At 50.8% G+C, this 26,057-nt stretch carries 19 protein-coding genes and 1 riboswitch; of the genes, 14 read left to right on the forward strand and 5 right to left on the reverse strand.

Translation table 11 applies throughout. From position 1 onward, the window contains the following. The first annotated feature begins 30 nt into the window (after nt 1-30). The 6 genes from VNQ80_RS00640 to VNQ80_RS00665 all read left to right on the forward strand — a co-directional run bounded on the left by VNQ80_RS00640 (nt 31) and on the right by VNQ80_RS00665 (nt 8,213). A complete protein-coding gene (locus VNQ80_RS00640; RefSeq protein ID WP_325635316.1) occupies nt 31-2,142 on the forward strand; it encodes a M3 family metallopeptidase in 2,112 nt (703 codons plus the stop codon). Between the two features lie 277 nt (nt 2,143-2,419). Beyond that, nucleotides 2,420-4,759 carry a TonB-dependent receptor gene (locus VNQ80_RS00645; RefSeq protein WP_325635318.1) on the forward strand — a complete coding sequence of 780 codons (2,340 nt, stop codon included), beginning with the start codon at nt 2,420-2,422 and terminating at the stop codon, nt 4,757-4,759. A gap of 22 nt (nt 4,760-4,781) precedes the next feature. After that, nucleotides 4,782-6,002: a DUF4374 domain-containing protein gene (locus VNQ80_RS00650; protein ID WP_325635320.1), complete on the forward strand. Its 1,221-nt coding sequence runs from the start codon at nt 4,782-4,784 to the stop codon at nt 6,000-6,002. Continuing rightward, nucleotides 6,002-6,340: a hypothetical protein gene (locus VNQ80_RS00655; RefSeq protein WP_325635322.1), complete on the forward strand. Its 339-nt coding sequence runs from the start codon at nt 6,002-6,004 to the stop codon at nt 6,338-6,340. The genes VNQ80_RS00650 and VNQ80_RS00655 overlap by 1 nt, the downstream gene beginning before the upstream one ends. 2 nt (nt 6,341-6,342) lie before the next feature. Next, nucleotides 6,343-6,618 (forward strand): hypothetical protein, encoded by a 276-nt coding sequence (locus VNQ80_RS00660; RefSeq protein WP_325635324.1) that lies wholly within the window; start codon nt 6,343-6,345, stop codon nt 6,616-6,618. Between the two features lie 8 nt (nt 6,619-6,626). Beyond that, nucleotides 6,627-8,213, forward strand: coding sequence for a PepSY-associated TM helix domain-containing protein (locus tag VNQ80_RS00665; protein ID WP_325635326.1), 1,587 nt, complete (start codon nt 6,627-6,629; stop codon nt 8,211-8,213). A 12-nt stretch (nt 8,214-8,225) separates the two neighbouring features. Here VNQ80_RS00665 and VNQ80_RS00670 read toward each other — a convergent pair whose 3' ends face one another. Both VNQ80_RS00670 and truA read right to left on the reverse strand, forming a co-directional pair. Next, the gene (locus VNQ80_RS00670; protein ID WP_325635328.1) at nt 8,226-9,989 is read right to left on the reverse strand and encodes an ABC transporter ATP-binding protein; all 1,764 of its coding nucleotides are present in this window, start codon (nt 9,987-9,989) and stop codon (nt 8,226-8,228) included. 51 nt (nt 9,990-10,040) lie between these two features. Continuing rightward, nucleotides 10,041-10,844, reverse strand: a complete 804-nt coding sequence (truA, locus tag VNQ80_RS00675; protein ID WP_325635330.1) for a tRNA pseudouridine(38-40) synthase TruA — start codon at nt 10,842-10,844, stop codon at nt 10,041-10,043. Between the two features lie 115 nt (nt 10,845-10,959). Between truA and VNQ80_RS00680 the strand changes: the two genes are divergently transcribed. Both VNQ80_RS00680 and folE read left to right on the forward strand, forming a co-directional pair. Next, nucleotides 10,960-11,376 (forward strand): 6-pyruvoyl trahydropterin synthase family protein, encoded by a 417-nt coding sequence (locus VNQ80_RS00680; RefSeq protein WP_325635332.1) that lies wholly within the window; start codon nt 10,960-10,962, stop codon nt 11,374-11,376. Between the two features lie 22 nt (nt 11,377-11,398). Beyond that, nucleotides 11,399-12,031, forward strand: coding sequence for a GTP cyclohydrolase I FolE (folE, locus tag VNQ80_RS00685; protein ID WP_325635334.1), 633 nt, complete (start codon nt 11,399-11,401; stop codon nt 12,029-12,031). A gap of 7 nt (nt 12,032-12,038) precedes the next feature. Here folE and VNQ80_RS00690 read toward each other — a convergent pair whose 3' ends face one another. After that, on the reverse strand, nt 12,039-14,504 hold the full coding sequence (locus VNQ80_RS00690; RefSeq protein WP_325635336.1) for a DUF5686 and carboxypeptidase regulatory-like domain-containing protein: 2,466 nt from the start codon (nt 14,502-14,504) through the stop codon (nt 12,039-12,041). Between the two features lie 85 nt (nt 14,505-14,589). On the opposite strand from VNQ80_RS00690, the gene VNQ80_RS00695 reads away from it, so the two are divergent. The 3 genes from VNQ80_RS00695 (at nt 14,590) to VNQ80_RS00705 (ending at nt 18,783) form a co-directional block, all read left to right on the forward strand. Next, nucleotides 14,590-17,769, forward strand: coding sequence for a S41 family peptidase (locus tag VNQ80_RS00695; RefSeq protein ID WP_325635338.1), 3,180 nt, complete (start codon nt 14,590-14,592; stop codon nt 17,767-17,769). Between the two features lie 180 nt (nt 17,770-17,949). Beyond that, entirely contained in the window at nt 17,950-18,156 is a 207-nt protein-coding gene (locus tag VNQ80_RS00700; RefSeq protein ID WP_325635340.1) for a hypothetical protein, read from the forward strand. Between the two features lie 243 nt (nt 18,157-18,399). After that, nucleotides 18,400-18,783, forward strand: coding sequence for an HU family DNA-binding protein (locus tag VNQ80_RS00705; protein WP_325635342.1), 384 nt, complete (start codon nt 18,400-18,402; stop codon nt 18,781-18,783). Between the two features lie 344 nt (nt 18,784-19,127). Here the strand turns inward: VNQ80_RS00705 and VNQ80_RS00710 are convergent, their stop codons facing one another. Continuing rightward, nucleotides 19,128-19,772 (reverse strand): hypothetical protein, encoded by a 645-nt coding sequence (locus tag VNQ80_RS00710; protein WP_325635344.1) that lies wholly within the window; start codon nt 19,770-19,772, stop codon nt 19,128-19,130. A 263-nt stretch (nt 19,773-20,035) separates the two neighbouring features. Here VNQ80_RS00710 and gcvP point away from each other — a divergent pair, with 263 nt between their 5' ends. The 3 genes from gcvP (at nt 20,036) to dnaA (ending at nt 25,385) form a co-directional block, all read left to right on the forward strand. Beyond that, nucleotides 20,036-22,915 carry an aminomethyl-transferring glycine dehydrogenase gene (gcvP, locus tag VNQ80_RS00715; protein ID WP_325635346.1) on the forward strand — a complete coding sequence of 960 codons (2,880 nt, stop codon included), beginning with the start codon at nt 20,036-20,038 and terminating at the stop codon, nt 22,913-22,915. A 73-nt stretch (nt 22,916-22,988) separates the two neighbouring features. Beyond that, nucleotides 22,989-23,085: riboswitch (TPP riboswitch) on the reverse strand. Between the two features lie 200 nt (nt 23,086-23,285). Then, the gene (locus tag VNQ80_RS00720; protein ID WP_325635348.1) at nt 23,286-23,672 is read left to right on the forward strand and encodes a transmembrane 220 family protein; all 387 of its coding nucleotides are present in this window, start codon (nt 23,286-23,288) and stop codon (nt 23,670-23,672) included. A 285-nt stretch (nt 23,673-23,957) separates the two neighbouring features. Beyond that, nucleotides 23,958-25,385: a chromosomal replication initiator protein DnaA gene (gene dnaA / locus VNQ80_RS00725; RefSeq protein ID WP_325635350.1), complete on the forward strand. Its 1,428-nt coding sequence runs from the start codon at nt 23,958-23,960 to the stop codon at nt 25,383-25,385. 65 nt (nt 25,386-25,450) lie between these two features. On the opposite strand, the gene VNQ80_RS00730 is transcribed toward dnaA, so the two are convergent. Beyond that, entirely contained in the window at nt 25,451-25,840 is a 390-nt protein-coding gene (locus tag VNQ80_RS00730; protein WP_325635354.1) for a hypothetical protein, read from the reverse strand. Between the last annotated feature and the right edge of the window lie 217 nt (nt 25,841-26,057).

The following is a 26,057-nucleotide window of genomic DNA, read 5'->3' on the forward strand; positions in this document are numbered from 1 at the left end:
TGGCGACTGCACTAATCCATTAGCACCAACATGAATAATAAACGAATTTTACCGCTATTGATGATTTCCACGGCATTCGTGGTGTCGTGTAACGGCACCAAGCAAACTACAGACAATCCATTTTTGAATGTGTATGACACGCCGTTCGGAGTACCCCCTTTCGACAAAATTAAAAGCGCGCATTTTAAGCCAGCATACGAAGAAGCTTTGCGGCAGCATAGTGCCGAAGTGGATTCAATTGCCAACATCAGTGAGATGCCGACGTTCGAGAATACAATCGTGGCGCTTGAGAACGCCGGGCGCCTGCTTGCAAGGGTGTCCTACGTATTCTCCAACTTAAGTTCGTCCACCACAAACGACACCTTAAAAGCGCTGGATACCGAATTGGCACCAAAACTGGCGGCCCATCGCGATAACATTTCCCTGAACGAGCAGCTATTCGGCCGTGTCAAGACGGTATGGGATGGTCGTGACAGCCTCGATCTCGATGGGGAGCAGCAGATGCTGCTCGAACGAAGCTATAAAAATTTTGTGCGCAACGGCGCCAACCTGGATGAGGCGGATAAAACGACCTTACGGGAAATCAATGCCCAACTCGCGGAGTTGACCACCCAATTTGGCCAAAACGTGTTGGCGGAAACCAATGCCTTTGAATTGGTCGTTGATAGCGAAGCGATGCTGGCCGGCCTTTCCGCTGGTATGAAAGCGGCAGCGGCGGAGACCGCTAACGCCAAGGGGTATGCGGGCAAGTGGGTATTCACCCTGTCAAACTCCAGTGTGATGCCTTTCCTCCAGTATGCAGACGACCGCGAACTGCGCCGACAGATCTGGGAGGCCTATAAAAGCCGTGGGGGCAACGGCAACGATAACGATAACAGCGATATTTTAGTGAAGATTGCCAACCTCCGCCTCGAAAAGGCCAACCTGCTGGGATACCCCACACACGCCCATTACGTGCTGGAGGAAGCCATGGCCGAAAATCCCACTAACGTGAAAAGGCTGCTAGACGACCTATGGGCACCGGCTATTGCCAAAGCAAAGACCGAAGCCTACGATATCCAAAAGGAAATAGAAGCAGCAGGCTTGGGCTTCCAAGCAATGCCCTATGATTGGCGTTATTATTCGGAGAAAATCCGCCAACAGCGCTTCTCGTTGAGCGAAGCGGAACTGCAGCCGTATTTCAGCCTATCCAGTGTTAGGCAGGGTGCTTTTGATGTAGCCAGCAAATTGTATGGCCTTCAATTCAAGCGACTGGAAGACATGCCGATCTACCACCCAGAGGTGGAGGTCTACGAGGTATCGGAAGCCGACGGCACGCAGGTCGGGATTTTCTATGTCGATTACTTCCCCCGCGAGTCAAAGCGGCCCGGCGCATGGATGAGTTCATTCCGTAGGCAGTATAAAGAAAAAGGTGAACGGATAGTGCCGATTATCGTGAATGTGTGCAACTTCACCGCGCCGGTGGGTGACCAGCCTGCACTCCTTACTTTTGACGAAGCCAATACCCTATTCCACGAATTTGGCCACGCGCTTCATGGGCTGCTGTCTGATGTCTCTTATCGAAGTCTATCCGGTACTTCGGTATCGCGCGACTTCGTTGAACTCCCGTCGCAGGTGATGGAAAATTGGGCAGAAGATCCAGCGGTGTTGAAGGAATATGCCAAGCATTTTGAAACGGGCGAGTCTATTCCCGATTCCCTTATCGCCAAGTTGGAAAGTGCGGGTACGTTTGGCCAAGGGTTTGCTACGGTTGAGTACCTCGCTTCAGCCATCCTCGATTTCGACTACCATACTATCACTAGCCCCATTACGGTAAGTGCCGAAGCGTTTGAAAAAGCATCCATGGAAAAAGCTGGGCTGATCGATGAGATTATTCCGCGCCACCGAAGCACCTATTTCAACCACATCTTCAACGGTGGCTACTCCGCAGGCTATTACAGCTATATCTGGGCAGAAGTGCTGGACGCCGACGCGTTCGCAGCATTTAAAGAGACCAGCCTCTATAATAAGGGCACCGCCGACGCATTCCGCCAGAATATCCTTGAAAGAGGGGGAACCAAAAAACCTGCAGAACTCTACCGTCAGTTTCGGGGTACCGATCCTGATCCGGTGTATTTAATGAAAAAACGAGGATTGGATTAATTAGTCCGCTATATAAGGAAATGGCTGCTAATTTTTTGGCAGCCTTTTTTGTTAGCAAAAAAAGCTGAAGCGAACACGGCACCCCAATTTTTCCGAAAAAAAACATTGATTATTTAGACTCAGTACAAATAATTTTATACATTTGCCCGGGTTAAAATAAAAAAAGGCCGCACAGCTGGAACCTGCGCGACCGCCCCGATAGGGGTTTACTTCATAAATCGTGATAATTTAAAAAGTAGTGCAAAATACGCTATTTTTGCTTATCGGTGGGCTTTGTATGAGTTTTTTTACAACGTCTGCCCAGCAACCGGTGGCACAGCTCACCGGAAAGGTCAGTAATGAGTACGGTGAGGTACTAGTTAAAGCTACCGTGCGTTTGACCGGCGGTGAAACCGTACTTACCGACAAGAATGGCCGCTACCTCCTCAAGCAATTGGCGCCTGGCCACTACACGGTCACCGTCCAAAGCGTGGGATACATGCCGCAATCCCGAGAAATTGAAATTTCTGGTACCGCACAGCAGCAGTTGAATTTTGTGCTGGCTGCGGGGGTCATTGCGATTGATGAGGTGGATGTTACCGGCATTGCCGTTCACCAGCAGGTCAACCGGCAGGCTTTCCATGTCACGGCGATTGACGCCAAGCAGTTACACAACTCCACCTTGGATCTTGCGCATGCGCTGGATCGCGTCTCAGGTGCTCGCCTGCGGGAAACTGGAGGAGTGGGCTCCAAGTTCAACTTTTCGCTCAACGGCTTCTCGGGTAAGCAGGTCAAGTTCTTTCTCGATGGCGTGCCTTTGGAAAACTTTGGATCAGCCTTCCAAATCAACAACATCCCTATTAACTTGGCCGATCGGATAGAGGTGTACAAGGGCGTGGTACCCATTACACTGGGTGGTGATGCGTTGGGTGGCGCAGTCAACATCGTTACTAATACCAGTCGGCGTAACTACCTGGATATATCCTATTCATATGGTTCATTCAACACGCATAGGTCCACAGTCAATGCCCGGTACACATCTGCAGGCGGATTTACGGCACAACTGAATGCTTTCCAGAATTATTCAGACAACAATTACAAGGTACTTGTGGATATCGTCGAGGATTTTGCCACGGGCCGCACACGCGAAGGCTGGGCCAAGCGGTTCCACGACACTTACCACAATGAAACAATTATCGCCAGTGCGGGTGTGGTTGATAAACCTTATGCCGACGAGTTGCTTTTTGGAGTCACCCTAGGTCAGGTCTATTCCGAGATACAGACAGGCAACCGGATGTTCGACGTCTATGGCGACCGGTTCACCGATGGCAATATCGTTGTACCCTCGGTCAAGTATGCCAAGTCGGATTTTCTGGTCAGGGGGCTGTCGGTCCACCTCAACGGCCATATCAACGTTGGGGAGAGCCGCGCCGTAGATACTGTTTTTAAACAATATAGCTGGTCGGGCACGGGCAAATACAAGACCCCCAGTGGCACTTGGGCATCAGGTGGCGAACGGTCACGTAGCCTCTATCGGTTCCGTAATAACAATTCGACGGCCAATGCCACGTTTTCCTACCATGTGAACGATTACCATACTTTCGTAGCCAATGCCGTTTATAGCGGCTTCAATCGAAAAGGGAAAGATGAGATCTCGCCAGATGACGAACTTGCAAAGCAACCACAGCTTGTAAATAAAACAGTGGTTGGTTTGGGCTACCGCTACTTGGTTGACGGCCAGTGGGAGGCTACGGCTTTCGTCAAGCAATATTTCCAAGACAATAGCTCTACGTATGTCATCGATTGGACCCACTATCCGCAACATAGCACGTTCAACGGCACCGGCTATGGGCTGGCTACGAGTTATTTTATCAAACCCCATATCCAATTAAAAGCATCTTATGAAAAAAGCTATCGCTTGCCAGAAGGCGAAGAACTATTTGGCGACGCCATCAATGTAAGCGCCAATACCACACTCGAACCTGAAAAAAGCGATAATATCAACCTCGGTATGCATGTTGCTGGGCGCGTGGGTACGGACCACAGCCTTCAAGCACAGGCAAATTACATTTATCGCAATGCAATAGGCTATATCCGGCCGGTAGTAAGTACGGTTGGTGTCGCCCAATTCCGGTACGCTAACCTCCGCGATGTCCGTAATCACGGCGTGGAAGGTGAGGTTCGCTATTCCTTCCGGCAGTTGATGGAGCTTGGTGTAAATGCCACGTATCAAAACCTGCGTAATCGAACCAAATATGAGGAAGGCTCTTCAACGCCGAGTCCCGTGTTCAACGATCGGATTCCCAATATGCCATACCTATTCGGCAATGCCCATGCACAAGTGTCGTGGCCGGGCCCGCTGAAGGCGGGCAATACCCTCACGTTGGGCTATAACCTGCTTTATGTCCATTCGTTTTTCCTCCGCTGGCCAAGCCAGGGCGATATCAAGACCGGCGTAATACCCCGCCAATGGTCGCATGATGCAATGCTGATGTATACGATGCGAGACGGGCGGTACAACGTGGTGCTGGACGGCCGTAACCTGGCCGATCACATCCTTTACGACAATTACCACCTGCAGAAGCCTGGCCGATCATTCAGTATTAAACTACGCTATTTCTTAACAAAAGATCACTAATAAAATCCAAAATAAGATGACGATGAACTATAAACAATTGACGTTAGCTATGCTGACCGCATTAGTACTCGGTGCCTGTTCGGATGATGGCCCTGAGGCTCCGGAACCGCCTGTGGAAGGTAATTCGCGCTACGTTTTCCAGATCCAGTCCGTGGGCTCCGGCGAGGAGACGGCAACCTACATTGTCCCTGCCGATGACATTTCCACGGGTAAGCTGTCTACGACAGGGGTTGGTACTGAAACAGACGGATACTCGTTTATCAACCAGAACAACCGCATTTTCGGTTTGGTTTGGGGTGGGCAGGGGCCCATTACACCGTATAAGCTAAACAAGCAAGGAAAAATCGAAGCGGTCGGAAACACCATCAATGCCGTGGTGGCATTGGCTTATGGACCGGTCAATGACGACGCATTTGTTTTCACATCGCTCACCAGCCAAAAGGCAAATCCGATAGCCACGATTATGAGCTACGACGCGAAGAACCTACAGATTGCTACACAAAATTCGTTTGATATCGCAGAGATTGTAGGTAATGGCGAAGTGGCCATCATGTCGGGCATTTTCCAAGTGGACGACAAGTTGTATGCACCCTTTTATTGCGCACCTGGAGTTTCTGGGCAGACCACGCAATTTAAAGATAGCACGTGGGTGGCTATATTCGATTATCCCAGCCTCGAATTCGAGAAAGTAATCCGCGACGGGCGTACCGGCGTAAGCGGATTCTGGTTTTGCCAGCGTAGCCTGCAACAGATCGAAAATGGCGACACTTACCTTTGGTCAGGTGCATTCGGTTCGAAAAACCCTTCAGCCTTTCTTCGCATAAAGAGCGGGGCAGAAGCGTTTGACGAAGACTACTTCTTCGATGTGGAAGCTGCTACCGATGGAAAGAAAATTGTACGGGGTAATTACCTAGCAGGCGGCAAATTCTTGGTGGCCTTGCTCACAGACAATAATGACCAGTCGGAACGCGATGGTGGTGGGCCGGTGAATGTGAAGCTTGCCATTGCCGATGCGATCAACCAGACAATCACTTACGTAGACGGCGCGCCGGAGTATGAAGCTCCTTGGTATGACTTCCCCGTATACGTTGAAGCTGGTGGAAAAACGGCTCAGTTTGTGCTGCGGGAGTCGGCCGAGCGTTATGCCGTGTATACAATAGACATACAAGGTGCCAGTGCAACCCGGGGACTGGAAATTATCGGGGCGAACGTATCTTCCATCAGTAAGCTTACGATGGAGTAATGTACACCCTGATCGGCCTTCTTTTCCTCGTAGGTTTTTACCTATGTTACCGCACGTCGAAGACGGTGAAAACGCCATCCGCTGCGCCGTTATTACAGCGGCGGATGGCTGCAAACCCGCAGGGCTTCCGGTGGGCCGCCGCCCTGGTATTTTTTGCCGGCTGGACATTATTGGTTATCACGATGGGTTGGGGAGCCGGATCGTTTGCCATGCTGGCTTACGCCATGTGTGCGGGGAGCTTGGTGGTACTGCTGGCTCCCTTTGGATTCGTCCGCCGGCGACAGCTGCTCATACTGGCCGCCGTTAGTCTGTTGTTGGAATTCCTCATCCGTTCATAACCATGCCGGCGAATAAAAAATACCTTACCAAGTCACCGATTGTACGGTTATTGAAGATTACGGCCGGCTTCTTCGGCGGTTATGCCGTTTCAGTTTCGTTCCACCTCCTGCTGGCCCATTTTTTTAATCCGGGCGACGTGCTGATTACCGCGTACTTTAGCTGTATCATGCTATGGGCGGTGCTGTTGCTGCTCGCGTTTCTGGTCGAGAACGTCTGGAAAATCTGGTTGATTTATGCCGTGTTGACCGTGGTTTTTTGCATACCTTTTTTTAGTTGATATCGCTAATGAACCTCAGACGATATAACGTTTATTTCCATACCCACACCATCAGCGGTATTTTCATAGCGGCCGTGTTGTATGTGATGTTCTTTGCGGGGTCGTTTGCGTTTTTCAAAGACGAGATTGCTGCTTGGCAAAACGATGCGTCGGGCAGACATCAGCCTTATAACAGCACCGTGGTTTTCAATACATTGCTGGATTCATTGGACGGGGTATATGGCCTCGATGGCCGCGATCTGTCGTTCACCATGCAGCCCAACAGCTTCCGGGCTTATGTGGGGTTGCAGCCCTCCAAAGACACCATAAATAACGACAAAGCAGCTGAACGGAGTTTTTTCAATTATGATTTCCACAAAAAGGAAACCGGAACCTATGCATCTTCCTATGATTTGGGCGAGTTTCTGTACCGGCTCCATTTCCTTGCTCAGTTAAACGAGGTGCCTATCCGGATTGGCTACCCTTTCGGTTACGTGGTAGCCGGATTGGTTTCCTTCCTGTTTCTGTTTGCACTCATTACCGGCTTGCTACTGCATTGGGATAAGATCCTCTCGAACTTTTATACGTTTCGTCCGTGGTCAAAATGGAAGACCATCTGGACAGATGCTCATACCGCACTCGGGGTCATCGGGTTCCCTTACCAATTCATGTTCGCCGTAACAGGGGTAATGCTCATCATCAGCTCGGTGTTGGTTGTTCCTTTCAGTAAGGCCCTTTATGAGGGCGATGAAACCGCGGTGTACCGCGATTTGCAACTTCCCTATTACCTCACGCCCCACCATGAGTTTTTGGCGAAGCCATTGGAGTCGAAGCCCGATATCGATCACTTCGTGCGGCGAACGCAGGCACTGTGGCCACATACGTTTATCACCAGCATTTCCATCAACAATTATGGCGACGAGAATATGCACATCCTGATGACGGGCGAGCCGGAGACCAAGTGGCATTTCGCGGGCCAAGGGGTAGTTTGTTATCGTGTATCAGACGGCGTGATTACCCAGCATAAGTCGGCCGAGCAAGGGGCCACCTACCTCGACAAAGTAAAGAGTCTTGTCTACCGGCTGCATTTCGGTGACTATGGCGGCTATCCGTTGAAAGTGGTTTATTTCATTCTGGGATTAGTTGGGTGCGTAGTCATCATTACCGGAATCCTTATCTGGCTGGTGGCGCGTGACAAGAAAAATGTACCTAACCACAAACGGGTATTCAATTTCTGGGCATCCAATATTTTTGTTGCCGCTTGCTTAACGCTATTTCCGGTTACTGCATTTTCATTTATCGCGGTGAAGGTAAACAGTGCTGGAGGTATGGAGTTCATTTACCGCATCTATTTTTGGAGTTGGCTGATGTTGTCTGCTATTTATATTGCCCGGCACAACCTAAGGCAAACCAACAAAGAGACGCTGCTGCTCGGCAGTATATTGAGCTTGCTTGTGCCGGTGGCAAACGGTTTGTATTCTGGCAATTGGCTATGGGTTACCTATCGGCAAGGCGAGTCGGATATCCTGCTGGTCGACGTGCTTTGGTTATGTCTTGCCGTAGTTGGTGGCATCGCGTTCCTCAAGATAAAGCCATTGGTGCCGCGCCGCGTGTAGCGGTGTGCTGCTTTATATCCCAGCGGAATGGAACTGTAGGTCGTACAGTCGCTTGTAGTACCCATCGATGCGGAGAAGTTCTTGGTGCGACCCCATTTCTTTCATCTCGCCCTTATCCAGCACGATGATCTTATCTGCTTTTTGGATGGTGGAAAGGCGGTGAGCAATCACGATGGAGGTTCTCCCCGCCATCAACTTATCGATCGCCTGTTGGATCAGTTCTTCCGACTCGGTATCTACGGATGAGGTCGCTTCATCGAGCACCAATATCTTTGGGTTGTGCACCAATGCCCGGATGAATGAAATCAGCTGGGCTTGGCCCGAAGAAAGGGTTGCCCCACGTTCCTGCACCTTATAGTCGTATCCCCCCGGTAGCCGCATAATGAACTCATGGGCACCTACCTGTTTGGCGGCTGCCACGATTTGCTCCCGGTTGATGGTAGGATCGTTGAGGCTGATGTTGCTGGCCACGGAGTCTGAAAACAAAAACACATCCTGCAATACGGTGGCAATGGTGCGGCGCAGGTAATTAAGTTCGTACTCGCGGATGTCTACACCATCCAGCCGAATAGAACCCTTGTTTACTTCATAAAAGCGGCTAAGGATATTGATGGTCGATGATTTTCCCGCGCCCGTGGCGCCCACCAGTGCCAGTGTTTCGCCGGGCTTCACCGTAAAGTTGATGTCTTTCAGCACCCATTGCTCCTCATTATACGCAAACCACACGTTGTCAAACACAATCTCCCCACGGATGTGTTCCGGCTGTTGGATGCCCCTGTTGGGTGTCTGCTCGTCGGTATCGAGTACTGCAAAAATCCGTTCGGCACTGACCATGCCCATTTGCAGCGTATTGAATTTATCTACCAGCTCGCGGATGGGGCGGAAAATCATGTTGATGTACATAATGAATGCCACGATTACACCGGGCGACAACGTATCGGCCAGCACCTGCTTGGAGCCGTACCACACCAGTAGGCCCAAGGATATCGCCATGATGATTTCCAATACCGGAAAAAAGATGGAAAAATACCAGTTTGCCCGGATATGGGCATTTCGGTGCTCCGCATTAGCCGCCTTGAATTTACGCATTTCCTGTTCCTCGCGCGCAAAATATTGGATGATACTGATTCCCGTGATGTGTTCCTGCAAGAACGTGTTGAGGTTGGAAACCCATTTGCGAACATCCTGAAAGGCCGATTTCATCGCTTCCTTAAAGACATATGTTGCGCCGATCATTAATGGCATAGGGATCAATACAATCAGTGTAAGTCGCCAGTCGGTGTAAAACATAACACCAAGGATCACCACGAGCTGGAGGAGATCGCCGATGATCTGGATAAGCCCCTGCGAAAAAATATTGGCAATGGTTTCGAGGTCGGAAATGGTACGGGTTATCAACCTACCTATCGGAGTACGGTCGAAATACTTGAGCCGGAGGCCGGTAATGTGATTAAACACATGGATGCGGAGGTCGCGGATAACCGATTGACCCAATGTATTGGTCGTTAGTGTGTGGTAATAGCGAACAACAGTCTGTAGCAGCAGCAGCCCCAGCATGAGCATGAGCATCAGTTGGAGGCCATCGATGTCATTCTGGAGAATAAACCGATCGAGCGTGTATTCCACCACCATGGGTAGTGCCGGGGCCACGCCGGCCATGAGGATGGTAAGCAATACGGAGACCACAAAAACCCCCTTATATGGCCTTACATAGCGCAACATCCTGCGGAGCAGCTGTGCATCATATGTTTTCCCGGTTACCTTCGGTTCGCTCATGGATAGCTGCAAAAGTACGACTTTGTCGGAATATCTCGGTTCATCGATTTGTCAAATGGCATTCACGTAGGGGTATTCCACCTTGGTGAGGTACAAGCCACATGCCGGGACCGAGGTGCCAGCCGCAGCGCGGTCTTTGCTTTGGATAACGCTATGCATGTGTTCGGGAGCCTGCTCGCCACGGCCGATTTCCATCAATGTACCCACGATGGCCCGCACCATATTGCGTAGAAAACGGTTGGCCGAAATGTGGAACACCAAGCGGTTGTTGCCTGTCCATTGCCATTCGGCATGTGTAACGCGGCAATTGTTGGTAAACACCTGGGTATTGGATTTGCTGAAGCATGAAAAATCTTCATACTGATGCAAAAGGGAGGCAGCTTCGTTCATTGCCGATACATCGGGGGCACCGCGCAACAACCAGGAGCGGCCGTGCAGAAAAGGATCCTTGTGGAGATGCACGTGGTATTCGTACGATCGCTTTACGGCATCGAAACGCGCATGGGCATCCGGTGCCACGGCGATGAGCCGTTTGGCGGCTATATCGTGTGGGAGCAACGCATTGAGCCGGTGTAGGAATTCGCGTTCTTCCAACGGAAATACAGTACTTTCCCAATCGAAGTGGGCAAACAATTGCTTGGCATGTACGCCAGTATCTGTCCGTCCGCAACCCACCGTGGCCGTGGGCTTACGTAGCAGGGTGGCCAGCGCCTTTTCGAGTACTTCCTGCACGGCAACTGCATTCGATTGGATCTGCCAACCGTGGTAGGCGCCGCCGTCGAAAGCGATTTCGATGAAATATCGTTGATGGGTGGTATCCACGGCTGCAAAGGTACGGATTTTGTGATTTGCCATTTGCGGTTTTGCACTTTGCTATTTGTACTTTGCTGAACAGACGAGCAAAAAAGCAAAAAGCACATTAGCAAAAAGCAGACTGCCAAATCAGCAAATTAGCTTATCTTTGCACGCTATGATATATCTTACACGGCGCGAACGGTTTAACGCGGCGCATAAATTATACCGCGAGGAGTGGAGCTTGGAACAAAATGAGGCTGTTTTCGGCAAGTGTTCCAATCCCAATTGGCATGGGCACAATTACGAATTGTTTGTAACGGTAAAGGGTGAGGTTAACCCGCAGACGGGGTTTGTGATTGATCTGAAGGAGCTGAAAAATATCATTGAGACCCATGTGATCGATAAACTGGACCATCGTAACGTCAATCTCGATGTCGATTTTATGCGGGGCAAAATGGCATCTACCGAGGTGTTGGCTATTGAGATTTTCAAGCAATTGAAGCCTCACGTCGCAGCAAACGGGGCCATACTTCATTCGGTGAAGCTGGTTGAAACCGAGAATAATTCCGTGGAATATTTTGGCGATGAATAGTGCCAAACATAAAAACTGAGCAATGGACAACGATTTCCCCCTCAACGAGGAAGAAATAGACGGGTACGTAAAGATAGACCGTTATAACCCTGAAAAGGTAGCCCGAATCGCGTCGCATTATGCGGAAATATTGGCACTGTTGGGCGAGGATCCCGCACGCCAGGGGCTGCAGAAGACACCCGAGCGTGTGGCCAAGGCGCTGCAATACCTCACCCACGGCTATGATGTCGATCCGGCTGCCGTTTTGCGGGGTGCCATGTTTGAGGAAGAATACAGCCAGATGGTGGTGGTAAAGGATATCGAGGTATATTCGATGTGCGAACATCACATGTTACCCTTCTTCGGCAAGGCGCACGTAGCCTACATCCCGAATGGCCACATTGTGGGTTTGAGCAAGATTCCCCGGGTGATAGACATCTATGCGCGCCGCTTACAGGTGCAGGAGCGGCTTACCAACGAAATCCGCGATTGCATCCAAGAGACGTTAAACCCGATTGGCGTGGCTGTCGTTATTGAATGCAAGCACCTCTGTATGTGTATGCGCGGTATTCAAAAGCAAAACTCAGTAACTACCACTTCCGCATTTACCGGCGAGTTTGCCAAGGAACGTACTCGGCAAGAATTCTTGCAGCTGATTACCGCTTCGCTGGGTTAAGGGCGACTTAGAATAACCGCAATCCTATCCGGACGGCTTCTTTTTCACCCAGACCGCCCGAGCTTCCGAGCGACCGTGCATAGATGATCCGGAGGCGCTGCCATTCGAGTCCGGCATGGATTTCCCCATAATGTTTAATGCCCGGCGTATGCAGGTAGTGTAAACCGATGATCTCGTTCAGTTTGAGCTTGCGGAGCAGGGGCACTTTGCTCGTGAGCAGCGTAGAGAGGTTGTATTCCCCGTGTACTTCCACAAAATTTCCCGGCGTACTGTGCTGGTAATAATCCAGCAACAGGAAAGTCGTCGATTGCTGATCGCTGATGAGTGTGCGTGTACCTTTGAAATGCCGGTAGTCGGTATAGTAGAGGGATTTATCATTCAGAAATGTGCCCACTCGTACGTCAAATGCCATACGGCCGTATAAGCCGAGGCCGATATCCGGTTTATGCAATCGCGTCACTAGCAGATCGTAGTCCACATCACTTCCCAATAGCTGTGGCACCCCCTTCGTATAAGAAAGAGATAAGGTGGGCCACGGCGATGGCAGGTACACTCGTCGGTGCGGATACGTCTCGTACTTGGTACTGAAGTCGTAGCTGAGATCCAAGGTCACTTTAAAAGCACGGTTTTCCGGAAACAGCGGTGTGTCTTCTGCCGGCGCCAGCGGGTTGTTGGAGGTGAGGTGTTCCTTATTTCGATCCCAAAAGGTATAATCCGTGCTGTTTGGCAGCCACAGGCGGTTTTCCCAAACGGCGGAAGTCGTTACGTGCACGTTGGCGGGCAAGGTATAACGCCATGCTATCCCACCAAAGGTACGCTCGTACCATTTGAGGTAATTGCGGCCAAAAAGGGTGGTGGTGATGGTGTTGAAGAGTGGTGGCAGCGATCCCCGGTTATTTATATCCTGCATGTTGCTGCCCCCATACACGTGGAAGAAGCTCTTGCCCAGTGGGAACGAGGAGCCCGCATAGCCGTTGAACCGCTCGTTGGCAAAACCATAGCGGATGTTGCCATATAGCGTGAAATTGCGGTTCAGCACCGTATCGACCTGCCGTGAGTACCGTACACCATAGTTGAGCGCCAACCCCTCCACACTGTTGAAGAGCAGCGAGGTTGCTAAGCCGTCGAAGGAAAGTGACGAGCGGTTCGCGCGGTTGCGGTACGTATATCCGGTCAGTAGGTCTTGCGGTTTCAGTTGATTGGAAACCCGGTCGAGCGAATCGAGGTATGGTTTGGACTCGCGCCGGCGTTGCAGGCTATCCTTGCGGATATAGTCTAGCTGTTCTTCTTCGGTGAGCAGCAGTGGGCGGTGGGTATTCCAATAGAGCGAGTCGCGCTTATTAACCCCTTCGGCAATACGCAACACCTCGTTGAATGCACCCTTCCGGATGGTTGGGTGTGTCGCATAATCGCTGTATACCGCCACAAAATAGCCGCCTATCCGGAACCCGAGTAGACCACCTACAAAATCAAACCGAATACTTGATGGTTGCCATTGAGCGCTGTCTATCGGGATATATTCCTGCCGAATATCCAGGGTGTCGATGATATTGATTCCTGAGGCTTTGGTAAGTTGCAAGTTTACGCCGTATACCCGCCAAAGGCCATCCATAATGTAGATGTCGCCTTGGTAGAGCGGTTCGCCCTTACGGCGCGGCGTCACTTCGATTTTATGGATGGTAAGCCCGTTTTCTTCGGTAGTACCCAGCAGTCGGTATCGGTAGTAACCGAGGGCATTGTCGGCAATGGGCGAAACGAAAGGCCTCGGGCTCAGCCCCTCGATGATAGGCTGGTTGTTTTCATAGAAATTGAGTTTCAGGTCGGCTGCCCGATTAAAGCTGAATGCGCGGTTATTTCCCGAAAACTTCGAGCTGATCATTTCCTCGCGGAAATCGTCGGGTGGCCGTACGGTGATGCGCGATTCGGATTCGGAAAGGTACACGATTCCCGTGCGGTTGGAGTCCAGCCCGATTTCACGGCCGATTTGATCGATGTCCACACCGAGGAACTTTTTGGGTGCCTGCAGCAGTCGCTGCACACCCTTGATATACACATTCGCTGTGTAAGGGGTAGCTTCGTGCAGGTGTTTCTTGCGTTGCCGGATGGCTTGCCGGATAATGGCATAGGCCGGATCCTCGCCGTTACCGATCACCACTTCATCCAGCAGGTACGATTCGGCGAGGAGGGTAATATATATGTGTTTATCCCCATCCATGGCAACCGGTTCGATGACTTGCCGGTAGCCTACTGAACGGACCACCAATTCATGTTTGCCGGCGGGTAGGGCCAATTTGAATATGCCTTCGCTGTTGGCTGACGTACCGCCGCTTACCCTGCTTTTGGGATAGATGCTGGCAAACGGTACCGGCTCGCCCTGGTCATCGGTTACTTGCCCAGTCAGCAGGTATGGCTGCGCGTGGACGAACAGGCTCGCCATGCTGATGAAAACAAGCGTAAGCCACGGTTTCAGCATAAACATCCTCAAAACTACCAAAAGGAGGTCGGATGTTGTTGTTAATTTTCGTTAATATTGCAGCCAGCACAATAGACTTAAAAACATGAATACCATCAACGCCTGCCTATTGACGGCAGTCCTCGCATTTGCATCACTTTCCGCCCATGCGCAGACTTCACCAACATTTATTTCATATCCGACATTGAGCCCGGATGGGCAGACCGTCGTTTTCAGCTATTCGGGTGACCTGTGGAGCGTGTCTTCCGCTGGCGGGCAGGCGCTTCGCCTCACGGCCATGCGCGGCGATGAAATCGCCCCACGTATCTCGCCCGATGGCCAGTGGCTGGCATTCTCGGCCAACCAATTCGGTAACCACGATGTGTACGTGATGCCCCTAGCCGGGGGTGATATCCGGCAGCTTACCCACCACGACGCGTCCGATGAGGTAGACAGCTGGAGCTGGGATAGCCAGACCATCTACTTCACCTCGGGGCGCTATAACCGCTTCACCACTTATGTCGTGGCGGCCCAGGGCGGAACGGCGGAACGGCTCTTCCCCCATTATTTCAATACCATACACGGGGTGGTGGAAAAGCCCGATGGCGAACTGCTTTTCAATAACACGTGGGAAAGCTATTTCAACGCGAACCGCAAGCGCTACAAGGGAGCGTATAACCCCGACATTATGGGATACCATCCCACCACTCACACGTTTACCCAGTATACCGATTACGAAGGCAAAGATTTCTGGGCTTCCGTGGATCGGCAGGGCAATGTGTTCTTCGCCTCCGACGAGACCAACGGCGAATACAACCTCTATACGTTTACGAATGGAGAAAAGAGGATACTGACCCATTTCGATACCTCAATCAAGCGCCCTAACGTATCGGCAGACGGCACGAAAGTGGTCTTCGAAAAAGATTACCAGCTGTATATTTACGATGTAGCTACCAAGCAAACCATAAAACCCGATGTTTCCGTGGGCCGGAACGCGATATTAGATGCCCAACAGGAGTTTGATGTGAACGAAAACATCTCCTATTTCGATGTATCGCCGGACGGTAAGAAGCTGGCTTTCATCTCGCGTGGGGAACTCTTTGTGAGCGATATCGAAGGGAAGTTTATCAAGCAGATGCCAAGCTCGGGCGAACGGGCCATGGAGGTGAAGTGGTTGGCCGACAACAAAACGCTGCTGTTTAACCAGACCCATGCGGGCTACCCCAATTGGTACACCATAGCGGCCGATGGTAGCGGCGGCACCAAGCAGCTCACGGCCGACTTGCGCAGCAACCGCGATATCACACTCAACGCTGAGCGCACCCAGGCGGTATACCTCAGTGGGCGCGACGAGGTGCGCCTGCTCGACCTCAAAACGCTGAAAAGCGCCACCGTGGTGAATGATGAAATATGGGCGTTCCAGAACTCCGAGCCGTCGTTTTCGCCAAATGGCGAATACATCCTGTTTACGGCCCACCGTAACTTCGAACAGGATATCTTTGTACACCATATCGCGAAGAAGCAAACCATCAACCTCACCAATACGGGCGTGTCTGAGGCCTCGCCGGTATGGTCGCCCGACGGTAAATCCATCTACTTCGCCAGCAACCGCACCAAACCGGCCTACCCGACCGGTATGCGCGATGCCAGCATCTACCGCATGGCACTGGATGATTTTGATGAACCGTACCGGATCGATAAGTTCGAGGAGCTTTTCGAGGAGAAAAAGAAAGACGAGAAAGGCGACGACAGCAAAAAGATGGGCAAAGATAAAGCCGGCGAAAAAGGCGATGATGCCGATAGTACGGCGATTGCCAATACGCCCATTGTAATCAATACCCAGGGGCTGCTCGACCGCATTACCCGGATAGGCCCGGCTTTTGGCACGCAAAGCAATCCCAAAACATTTAAAAAAGGCGAGAAGATCTACATCTTTTATGCCTCGAACCATGATGGTGGGCGGCGGGCCCTTTACCGGACAGTACGTGAGGCGTTTGAAGACGACAAGACCGAGAAGGTAGCTGACGGTGGCGTGGGTAACCTGGTGGAGGTAAATGGGAAATGCTATGCTCTTTCCAACGGCACCGTGCAGAAATACAACATCGATGGCAACAAGCTCGAAAAGGTGGACATCGCCTTCAAATTCCGCCGCAATCTGGAAGACGAGTTCAACCAGCTATTCTACGAGACGTGGGCAGGCATTGAAGAGAATTTTTACGATGATGATTTCCACGGGATGGATTGGACCGCGGTGAAAACCCGCTATGCGGCTTACCTGCCCTACCTGAACAGCCGCGCAGACCTGCGGGTGCTGCTTAATGATATGCTGGGCGAGCTTAACTCGTCGCACCTCGGCTTCAACTCAAGCGGCAGCGACGAGCGTAAGGATTTCTCGATGGTAACCAATGAAACGGGTGTGGTATTTGACAATGAGAACCCCTACCGCGTGTTGCGCGTGGTGGACCGGAGCAATGCGGCCCGCAAGGAAGTTGATATCCGGCCTGGCGATGTGTTGGTGGCGGTTAACGGGCAACGGGTGGATACCCTGGCCGATCGTGACCGGTATTTCACACGGCCGTCGCTGGCCGATGAAATGGTGCTCACTTTCCGGCGAGGCGGGGCGGAAGTGGCCGCTAAGGTTCGGCCCCAACGCAGCAGTGCCATGTGCGATCATCACTACGATGAATGGATACGCAATAACCGCCACAAGGTGGATTCACTGGGGCAGGACCGTATTGCCTACACGTATATGAAGAATATGGGCGGAGCCGAGCTGGAGCGCTTTCTATTGGACATGGTAGAGCAGGAGGCACATAAAGATGCCATCATCCTCGACCTACGGTACAACACCGGTGGCAACGTGCACGATGAGGTCTTGCGCTTCCTTTCGCAACGCCCATACCTGCAATGGCAATACCGCGGTGGCAAGCGCTCACCGCAGAGCAACTTTGCCCCATCGGGCAAGCCTATTGTGCTACTGGTAAACGAGCAGTCGCTCAGCGATGCAGAGATGACTGCCGCTGGCTTCAAAGCGTTGAAACTGGGTAAAATCATCGGTACCGAAACCTACCGCTGGATCATCTTCACGTCGGCCAAGGGGCTCGTAGACGGCTCGTCGTACCGGGTGCCGGCATGGGGTTGTTATACACTGGAAGGCGACGACCTGGAGCTGACCGGTGTGTTGCCCGATATTATGGTCAAGAATACCTTCATGGACCGACTGGAAGGCAAAGACCCGCAGTTGGAGCGGGCGGTAAAGGAGTTGTTAGGTGAATTGGGGAAGTAATGGGCGATAGCGTGGTTGCCATTTTCGTAATACGCGTTCTACCAGCGTTGAAAATATAAAAATCGTGCTGCGATGGCAATTATGAAATTCGTAAAAGTGATCGCTAAATCAAAGAAAAATAGGTGAATATTTTCGCTTGCGTTGATAGATTTGTAATTTTGCTGGAGCAATTTGGCAGATATGGAAATATCATTACCAAGATTAGCTGTTTATCCTTCGGATCTGCAACGGATCACTGGCCAGAGCGAACGCACCTGCCAGCGGCTCATCAACAAGATCCGGGATATGTTTGGGCTCGATAAGCACCAGCATGTGACGGTTTATCAAGCCTCGGATTACCTGGGCATTCCGGTAGCGGAACTTTCACGTTTCATGCGCCAATCCTGAACCCAGACAGTTGGCAAAGGGTTTGCCACGACAGCGCAAAGATTTTATGGGATAACCGTCTCGCTTCGGGCGAGGCGGTTTTTTTGTGCGCGACAAAACCGCCAATTCCGTCAATCCCGCCAAAGCCGCCAATTCCGACACGCCTTCTTGACATGTTCCGCAACTTTGTAATGCCGAGGGAAAGGTACCGCCCGCGGCACGGAGTATTATTCTATGGTTTAATGTTTTAAAAAAAGTAGAAACATGGCAATTAAATTCAACGTTTTGGAAATCGGTAAACCGGGCGACCCGGATGCACCGAAGAAGTTTTACCCACGTCCGGTGCATTCCGGAGAAATCACGCTTGAAGACCTGGCGGCGGACATCTCATACTCGTCTTCACTTACGGAATCCGATGTTTATGCCGTTTTGCAGAGCCTGGTACGCGAAATCCCGCGCAACATTTCCCACGGCTATATCGTACGCTTGGGCAACCTCGGCGCGTTCCGCCTGGGGAGCAACAGCACGGGAAGTGATACCGAGGAGGAAGTGACCGGGGCGAACATTTTCCGCACGCGCCTGCTGTTCCACCCGGGCAAACATGTCAAGGCGGTGGTTGACGGTTTAACTTTCGAGAAAATCCGCTAAAGCCCGGTCTTCCGATCGGCATTTCCAGCCGCCTCGTTTCAAACGAGGCGGCTTTTTTGTTGAAATCAGCCAAAAATGACGCTTGGTCACTTCAAAAACTGACTTCGGAGGCTTTCTGAAGTGACGGTGGTCGTTTAAAAATTGACTTCGGAGACTTTGGAAAGCGACTTCGGAGAGTTTTTCGGCTGGATTTCAAGTGCTAAAATAATCTACTAGGAAATTTTTTGTCTCGTGTTTTCCGATATTTTTCACTTGACAGCCCGTCCAGCAGAACTGACCTGCCTGCTTCTATGAAGGGAAAGTAATGGGATAACACGCATAAAAATCAAGGTATTCCGCAGTTATCACAGGCTTTCGGCATAACGGCATAATGCAATGATGCCCTTTACATCATTGAAATCCAACTCGTGGTCAGCTACGTATTTCTCCAATGCTTCGCTGTGGTTACGATATATCCGGTAGAGCTGCTTGAAGTTGGAGAACCTCTTCTGCTTTCCGCCATGCTCGATAACGTAATCGTGGTAAATCTCGGATACCTCGTGTTCTGGAGTTTTGCGGTCCGATCCCAAACCCCGAAAAAATGCAGTCGAATAGACATCGACCGAAGCAAGCTTGCTGGTGCCGCCATAGGCCACGGGAGGTGGTTTGAGCGTACTGTTCGCGTTGAATCGGATGTACATGATGGGACTGCTCGATACTTTTTCCAATGCATTTTTACCGTCTAGGAGAAAAGTGCGCCCAGCGATGACGAGCGAGTCGATGCCCCGATAATCAGCCACTACCTTTACCTGGCCATCCCGCTGATCGATGAAATGAAGCGCACTTTCCACCAGGTTATAGTTCACTTTTTCAGTCGATGTTTGTCCGCCGTGAAAATGTACTACCGCGTCGTGGTATTCATCAAAAAGAAAAGGCGACAGGGATTCCTGCGTGTAGCTGGGTGTTGAAAATACCACGAATAACAATAAAAGGAAGCCTGTAGGTTTCATATCATGTCGTTTTTATCTAATATCAGAGTGGCAGCCATTACGGCCGTAATCTGGCGGAAAGATAGTCAATATTCCGCTTACAAAAAAGATGCAGGGCAAAAGCTTTTTTTGATCCGAGCGACCGCACATGCTACCATTTAAAAACCATTGTGGATGGGGTGTCGAAACCCTTTATTTCACACGTTAAAATCCGTACCTTTGCCCCCGAAAATACCGGCTGCTTACAAAGCAGCATGGCTGCACTACGGTAGTAACATATCCGAATGAATAAAATACATTTCCAAGAGAAATTCGAAGGGCGGCACATCGGTCCGAGCGCCGATGAGACCGCCGACATGCTTGACGCGCTAGGGCTCGAAAGCCTCGGCCAGCTGATGGATGAAACGGTTCCCGCACAAATCCGAACCACGACGCCCCTGCGCCTGCCGGATGCATGGAGCGAAACGGCGTACTTGCAGCGGATGCGGGGTGTGGCCGATAAAAACCGGGTGTTTAAATCGTACATCGGCCAAGGATATTACGATGTTACCTTGCCCGGCGTCATCCAGCGTAATGTATTTGAAAACCCGGGGTGGTACACCCAATATACGCCTTACCAGGCGGAAATAGCACAAGGGCGCTTGCAGGCGTTGCTCAACTTCCAGACCATGGTCATTGACCTTACGGGGATGGAGTTAGCCAATGCCTCACTGCTTGATGAAGCGACGGCTGCTGCCGAAGCCATGTTTATGCAATATGGGCTCCGCAAAAACAAAGCAGCGGATACGTACTTCGTATCGGACAATGTGTTTCCGCAAACGCTAGCTGTGTTGCGTACCCGGGCGCAATCGTACGGGATTGAGCTGATGGTCGGTGACCTGCAGCAGATTCCCGATAGCGATGTTATTTTCGGTGTGTTGGTGCAATATCCGGCTGGTGACGGCTCGATAAGTGATTACAAGCACTTGGTGGAGCAATTGCATAACCGCAACATCTCGGTATGTGCGGTGGCCGATTTGCTGAGTTTGGTATTGCTGGCCGCTCCCGGTGAGTGGGGCGCCGATGTGGTGGTGGGCAGTACCCAGCGCTTCGGTATCCCTATGGGTTTCGGCGGACCGCATGCGGCTTATTTCGCCACTAAAGACGCTTACAAACGGAATATTCCCGGCCGCATCATCGGCGTTACCGTGGATGTAGACGGCGAATATGCGTTGCGCATGGCGCTGCAAACCCGAGAGCAGCATATCCGGCGCGATAAAGCGTCATCCAATATCTGTACGGCGCAGGCGCTGCTAGCCATCATGGCCGGGTTTTACGCTGCCTACCACGGGCCGAAGGGCTTGCAGCAGATCGCCGACCGTATCCATGGACTGACCAACCTACTCGACAAGGCACTGCAGCATTTGGGTTATACCCAATATAACGAAACGTATTTCGATACGCTGCGGATAGAGTTGGGTGAACTTGCCGGGCCGCTACATGCGGAGGCGCTCAACAACGAGGTGAATCTCCATTATCAAGGCACCATTGCCGGCATTTCCATAGACGAAACCACCACATACCAGGATATCGAGACCCTTGTGCGTATCTTTGCTAAATTGAAGGGCCGAAAGCTCGACGATGCGGACCTGCAAGCACAGGCGCAACGTATCGTCCCGGCCATTCCGCAGGCCTTGCAGCGCACATCGGCATACCTCACCCACCCAGTGTTTAATAGCTATCACTCCGAGCACGAAATGCTAAGGTACATCAAGTCGCTGGAAGCCAAAGACCTTTCGTTGTGCCATTCCATGATTCCATTGGGATCATGTACCATGAAACTCAACGCAACCACCGAAATGGTTCCCGTAACATGGCCCGAATTCGGTAGCATCCATCCGTTTGCCCCTGTAGACCAGGTGGGAGGATACATGCAGCTTATCGGCGAGCTGGACGAGTGGTTAAGTGAGATCACCGGATTTAACAAGGTGAGCTTCCAGCCCAACTCGGGCGCCCAGGGGGAATATGCCGGGCTGATGGTGATCCGCGCATACCACGAAAGCCAAGGAGATATGCACCGCAATGTGGTGCTTATTCCAGCATCGGCTCACGGTACCAATCCCGCATCCGCCAGTATGGCGGGTATGGATGTAGTGGTGGTGAAGTGTGACGAGCGCGGCAACATTGATGTGGTCGACCTACGCGTCAAAGCGGAGCAGCACGCATCAGATCTTGCTGCATTGATGGTTACCTATCCCTCTACGCACGGTGTTTTCGAAGAACCTATTATTGAGATATGTGAAGTTATTCACCAACACGGTGGACAGGTTTATATGGATGGTGCCAACATGAACGCACAGGTGGGTTTCACTAACCCCGGGCGCATCGGTGCCGATGTATGCCACCTTAACCTGCATAAAACATTCTGTATACCGCATGGCGGCGGTGGCCCGGGCATGGGCCCTATTGGCGTTGCTAAGCACCTGGTGCCATTCCTGCCCAACCATGAGGTGGTGTCGGTAAGCGGTGCCGATGGCATCAGCGCTGTATCTGCGGCACCGTGGGGGTCGGCGTCCATCCTGCTGATTTCGCATGCGTACATTGCAATGATGGGTGCCGAAGGGCTTGCCAACGCTACGCAGTACGCTATCCTCAATGCCAATTACATCAAAACCCGATTGGAGGGACACTACCCAGTGCTCTACGCGGGAGCTAATGGCCGGTGTGCGCACGAGCTGATATTGGATTGCCGGGGGTTCAAAGCGGTGGGAATCGAAGTGGGTGATATCGCCAAGCGGCTCATGGACTACGGTTTCCATGCACCCACGGTGTCCTTCCCCGTTGCAGGGACCTTGATGGTAGAACCTACTGAATCGGAGTCTCAGGCAGAGCTTGACCGCTTTTGCGACGCGATGATTGCCATCCGCGAAGAGATTGCTGCGGTCGAGCAAGGTTATGCCGATCGGGCGAACAACCTGTTGAAAGGCGCACCACATACCATCGCGATGGTATCTACCGATGCGTGGGATAAACCCTATGCCCGCTCACAGGCAGCCTTTCCGCTGCCGTTTGTACGCCGTCACAAATTCTGGCCGGCGGTGGGTCGCGTCAACGACTCACAGGGTGACCGCATGCTGATTTGTGCCTGCCCCCCGCTAAGTGCTTACGAAACCGCCGAGGTATAGTCCACGCCGGTGGGGCACCCACACACGAAAAACCCCATTCCAGCCATAGCCGGAATGGGGACTGTACGACTTTCGTCATACTGGTGTGCTTTTCCTTCGCTGGAATTATCCAGATCAGGTTCGGGGATGTAATCTCAGCCTGATAGACTCAAGCACTCCCGGCACATCGTTTACCAAGAAGACACATCAGTGTAAAAAAGGTTTTAAAAAAGATTATTTTTTTCCGCTATAAGGCGGTCTTTCAATGACAGCCGAGTAGGCTGGTAACCGTACAAGCGTTCATGAGCGCCGGTGAGAGCAGACGGGGGCGAATTAAGTTGCTTTTTTAAGCAGCTTTATCTAAGTTTGGTTCATTCAAACATGTATTTCCATGAAAGCTTTTAATATTATTTTTTGCATCCTGTTTTTAGTCAGTGCAGCATTGCAGTATAACGATGTGGACCCTCTCTTGTGGATAGCTTTGTACGGCTATGGTGCGTGGGCATGTTTTATGGCGGCACGCGGCCGTTACCTGGTGTGGAGCTATGCGTTAGGTATTGCAGTGTATCTCGCATTCGTGGCATACTTCCTCATATTCAAACACGGTGTGCTTGATTGGGTGCAGCACCATGAAGCAAAAGACCTGGTGCAGTCCATGAAAGCCGATAAACCGTGGATAGAGGAAACACGCGAAGTGTTGGGCCTTCTCATACTGATAACGGTATTGGGAGTTGACTGGATTGTGGCCGCCAAGCGCAAGCGGATTGGTACGGCCTGAATGGCTGCTTTTAATTGCTTTTTTACGATAAGTTTGCCTAAAGTTTACGTAACTTTAACACGTAACCCCAACGGTAATAGCTAATGTTGAGAAATTTTGAACACTTGGGCTTAACCAATATAATTTACGTAAAAAATACACCTAAGTTGTTGATGTTAAAATGATTAATTGATATTTCATTTTTTAATTTTTTAGGTGGTTTTTTTTTGCCACCTTCGTTTCACGGAGAAGTTATCAACATTTTTTCGATCATTTATTGGATATCAACTTTTTAAGATTTAACGAATGGAAAAAACGAGCACGAGTGTATGGGATAGTTGTCTGCAAATCATCAAAGATAATATTCCGGCACAAAGTTATAAGACCTGGTTTGAGCCCGTTAAGGCTGTACGGTTGGAAGGTAACGTTTTGACTATTCAAGTACCGAGTTTATTTTTTTACGAATGGCTGGAAGAGCACTATGTCGGCTTGCTGCGCAAAACGATAAAGAAGCATCTGGGTGAAAATGGACGATTGGAGTACAACATCGTTGTCGAAAAATCATCCACGAGCAACCCATATACCACCAATATCCCCTCAAGTGGTAATGGCGCCGAAGCTAAGAAACAATCGATCCCCATACCGGTAGCGCTTAATAAGGACATCAAGAACCCGTTCGTCATTCCGGGTCTTAAGAAACTACAGGTTGATCCACAGTTGAACCAACATTATACATTCGATAATTTCATCGAGGGCGAGTGCAATCGGTTAGCCCGTTCAGCGGGCTTCGCCGTCGCGAGCAAGCCGGGAGGCACTTCGTTCAACCCATTGATGATATACGGCGGGGTGGGGTTGGGTAAAACGCACCTGGCCCAGGCGATCGGCAATGAAATCAAACACACCCTACCCGACAAGCTGGTCATTTACGTATCGTGCGAAAAATTCTGCCAGCAGTTCGTCGATTCCCTGAAAAACAACACCATTAACGATTTTGTCAATTTCTATCAGGCGATGGACGTCATCATCATGGATGATGTACATAATTTTGCCGGTAAAGAACGTACGCAGGATATCTTTTTCCACATATTCAACCACCTCCATCAGTCGAGCAAGCAAATTATCCTCACGTCAGATAAGCCGCCAAAGGACCTTGCCGGTCTGGAAGAGCGTTTGTTGAGTCGGTTTAAATGGGGGCTTTCAGCCGATATGCAGGTGCCCGATTTGGAAACCCGCATGGCTATCCTCAAGAAGAAGATGTATTCGGACGGCATCGAGTTACCGGATAACGTCATCGAATACGTAGCAAACCAGATAGACAATAGCGTACGCGAGTTGGAGGGGGCAATGGTATCGTTGTTGGCACAGGCTACCCTCAACAAAAAGGAAATAGACCTCAACCTTGCCAAATCCATGCTGAAGAATTTTATCAAGAATTCGCATAAGGAGATATCAATGGATTATATCCAGAAATTGGTGTGTGATTATTTTGAGGTGCCTGTGGAGATGGTCAAGTCGAAATTGCGGAAGCGCGAAATCGTACAGGCTAGGCAGATTTCAATGTATTTGGCCAAGAACCACACAAAAACGTCATTGAAGTCTATTGGTGCATTCTTCGGTGGCAGGGACCATTCCACGGTAATCTATGCCTGCCAAACTGTTGAAGACCTGATTGAAACCGACAAGAAGTTCAAAGCTTACGTACAGGATATTCAGAAGAAGTTGAAGACCAGTTAATACCGGAAAAGGCGGGATGCTTGTAGACACCCCGCCTTTTCCGGCTGCTTTATTTATACCAACCGTTATCTGCCGCCACCACTCCGGCGACCGCCACCCTGCCTCATCCGATTGGCCCGTTCCTCAATCAGTTTGGTGTAGGCCTTTTTCTGGTCGTTGTCGAGTATGGAAAGGATTTTGGTATCGGTCTGCGTTCGTAGCTCCCGCATTTTTTCACCCATTTTTTGCCGATCTCCGTCCCGATTGTTTTGAAACGCTTGTTGCATCGCTTTGCTTTGCGCAAGCGAATAGGCGTAAACAGAGTCCTTTTGGGCGGCGGAGAGCTTAAGTTCTTTCTCCAATCGCTCACTCGCCCGTTTGGCATTTTCTTCGGGAGTACTACGGCCGCGCTGCTGTGCGAAAGACAACCCTACCATCATCAGTAACGCCGTCATCATTAAAATACGCTTTTTCATCTGTTTAAATTTTTCTTTAGTGGTGATGAAGCTGTCATGGCTTGATTATTTCCCTGTGTAGTTTTTGAAAACCATGACGGTTTCACGATTCTTAAATTAATTGATATGTTGGGTAAGACTCGGTGAAGGCAACAATGGTTTAGCTGCTTGTAGCGTAACAATTTAGCTACTTTCTCCCGGTGGCGTATCCAAGAGCCATTCTCCCGATTTTCCTTAT

Origin of the sequence: Parapedobacter sp., from assembly GCF_035556095.1 — a bacterium.
Classification (GTDB): Bacteria; Bacteroidota; Bacteroidia; order Sphingobacteriales; family Sphingobacteriaceae; genus Parapedobacter.

Excerpts from the sequence above, each read along its gene's own strand:
- VNQ80_RS00695 (WP_325635338.1), top strand. The coding sequence starts at position 14,590 with ATGAATACCATCAACGCCTGCCTATTGACGGCAGTCCTCGCATTTGCA.
- VNQ80_RS00650 (WP_325635320.1), top strand. The coding sequence starts at position 4,782 with ATGAACTATAAACAATTGACGTTAGCTATGCTGACCGCATTAGTACTC.
- VNQ80_RS00680 (WP_325635332.1), top strand. The coding sequence starts at position 10,960 with ATGATATATCTTACACGGCGCGAACGGTTTAACGCGGCGCATAAATTA.
- VNQ80_RS00660 (WP_325635324.1), top strand. The coding sequence starts at position 6,343 with ATGCCGGCGAATAAAAAATACCTTACCAAGTCACCGATTGTACGGTTA.
- VNQ80_RS00730 (WP_325635354.1), bottom strand. The coding sequence starts at position 25,840 with ATGAAAAAGCGTATTTTAATGATGACGGCGTTACTGATGATGGTAGGG.
- dnaA (WP_325635350.1), top strand. The coding sequence starts at position 23,958 with ATGGAAAAAACGAGCACGAGTGTATGGGATAGTTGTCTGCAAATCATC.
- VNQ80_RS00690 (WP_325635336.1), bottom strand. The coding sequence starts at position 14,504 with ATGCTGAAACCGTGGCTTACGCTTGTTTTCATCAGCATGGCGAGCCTG.
- truA (WP_325635330.1), bottom strand. The coding sequence starts at position 10,844 with ATGGCAAATCACAAAATCCGTACCTTTGCAGCCGTGGATACCACCCAT.
- VNQ80_RS00670 (WP_325635328.1), bottom strand. The coding sequence starts at position 9,989 with ATGAGCGAACCGAAGGTAACCGGGAAAACATATGATGCACAGCTGCTC.
- VNQ80_RS00645 (WP_325635318.1), top strand. The coding sequence starts at position 2,420 with ATGAGTTTTTTTACAACGTCTGCCCAGCAACCGGTGGCACAGCTCACC.
- VNQ80_RS00665 (WP_325635326.1), top strand. The coding sequence starts at position 6,627 with ATGAACCTCAGACGATATAACGTTTATTTCCATACCCACACCATCAGC.
- gcvP (WP_325635346.1), top strand. The coding sequence starts at position 20,036 with ATGAATAAAATACATTTCCAAGAGAAATTCGAAGGGCGGCACATCGGT.
- VNQ80_RS00655 (WP_325635322.1), top strand. The coding sequence starts at position 6,002 with ATGTACACCCTGATCGGCCTTCTTTTCCTCGTAGGTTTTTACCTATGT.
- VNQ80_RS00710 (WP_325635344.1), bottom strand. The coding sequence starts at position 19,772 with ATGAAACCTACAGGCTTCCTTTTATTGTTATTCGTGGTATTTTCAACA.
- VNQ80_RS00705 (WP_325635342.1), top strand. The coding sequence starts at position 18,400 with ATGGCAATTAAATTCAACGTTTTGGAAATCGGTAAACCGGGCGACCCG.
- VNQ80_RS00720 (WP_325635348.1), top strand. The coding sequence starts at position 23,286 with ATGAAAGCTTTTAATATTATTTTTTGCATCCTGTTTTTAGTCAGTGCA.
- folE (WP_325635334.1), top strand. The coding sequence starts at position 11,399 with ATGGACAACGATTTCCCCCTCAACGAGGAAGAAATAGACGGGTACGTA.
- VNQ80_RS00700 (WP_325635340.1), top strand. The coding sequence starts at position 17,950 with ATGGAAATATCATTACCAAGATTAGCTGTTTATCCTTCGGATCTGCAA.
- VNQ80_RS00640 (WP_325635316.1), top strand. The coding sequence starts at position 31 with ATGAATAATAAACGAATTTTACCGCTATTGATGATTTCCACGGCATTC.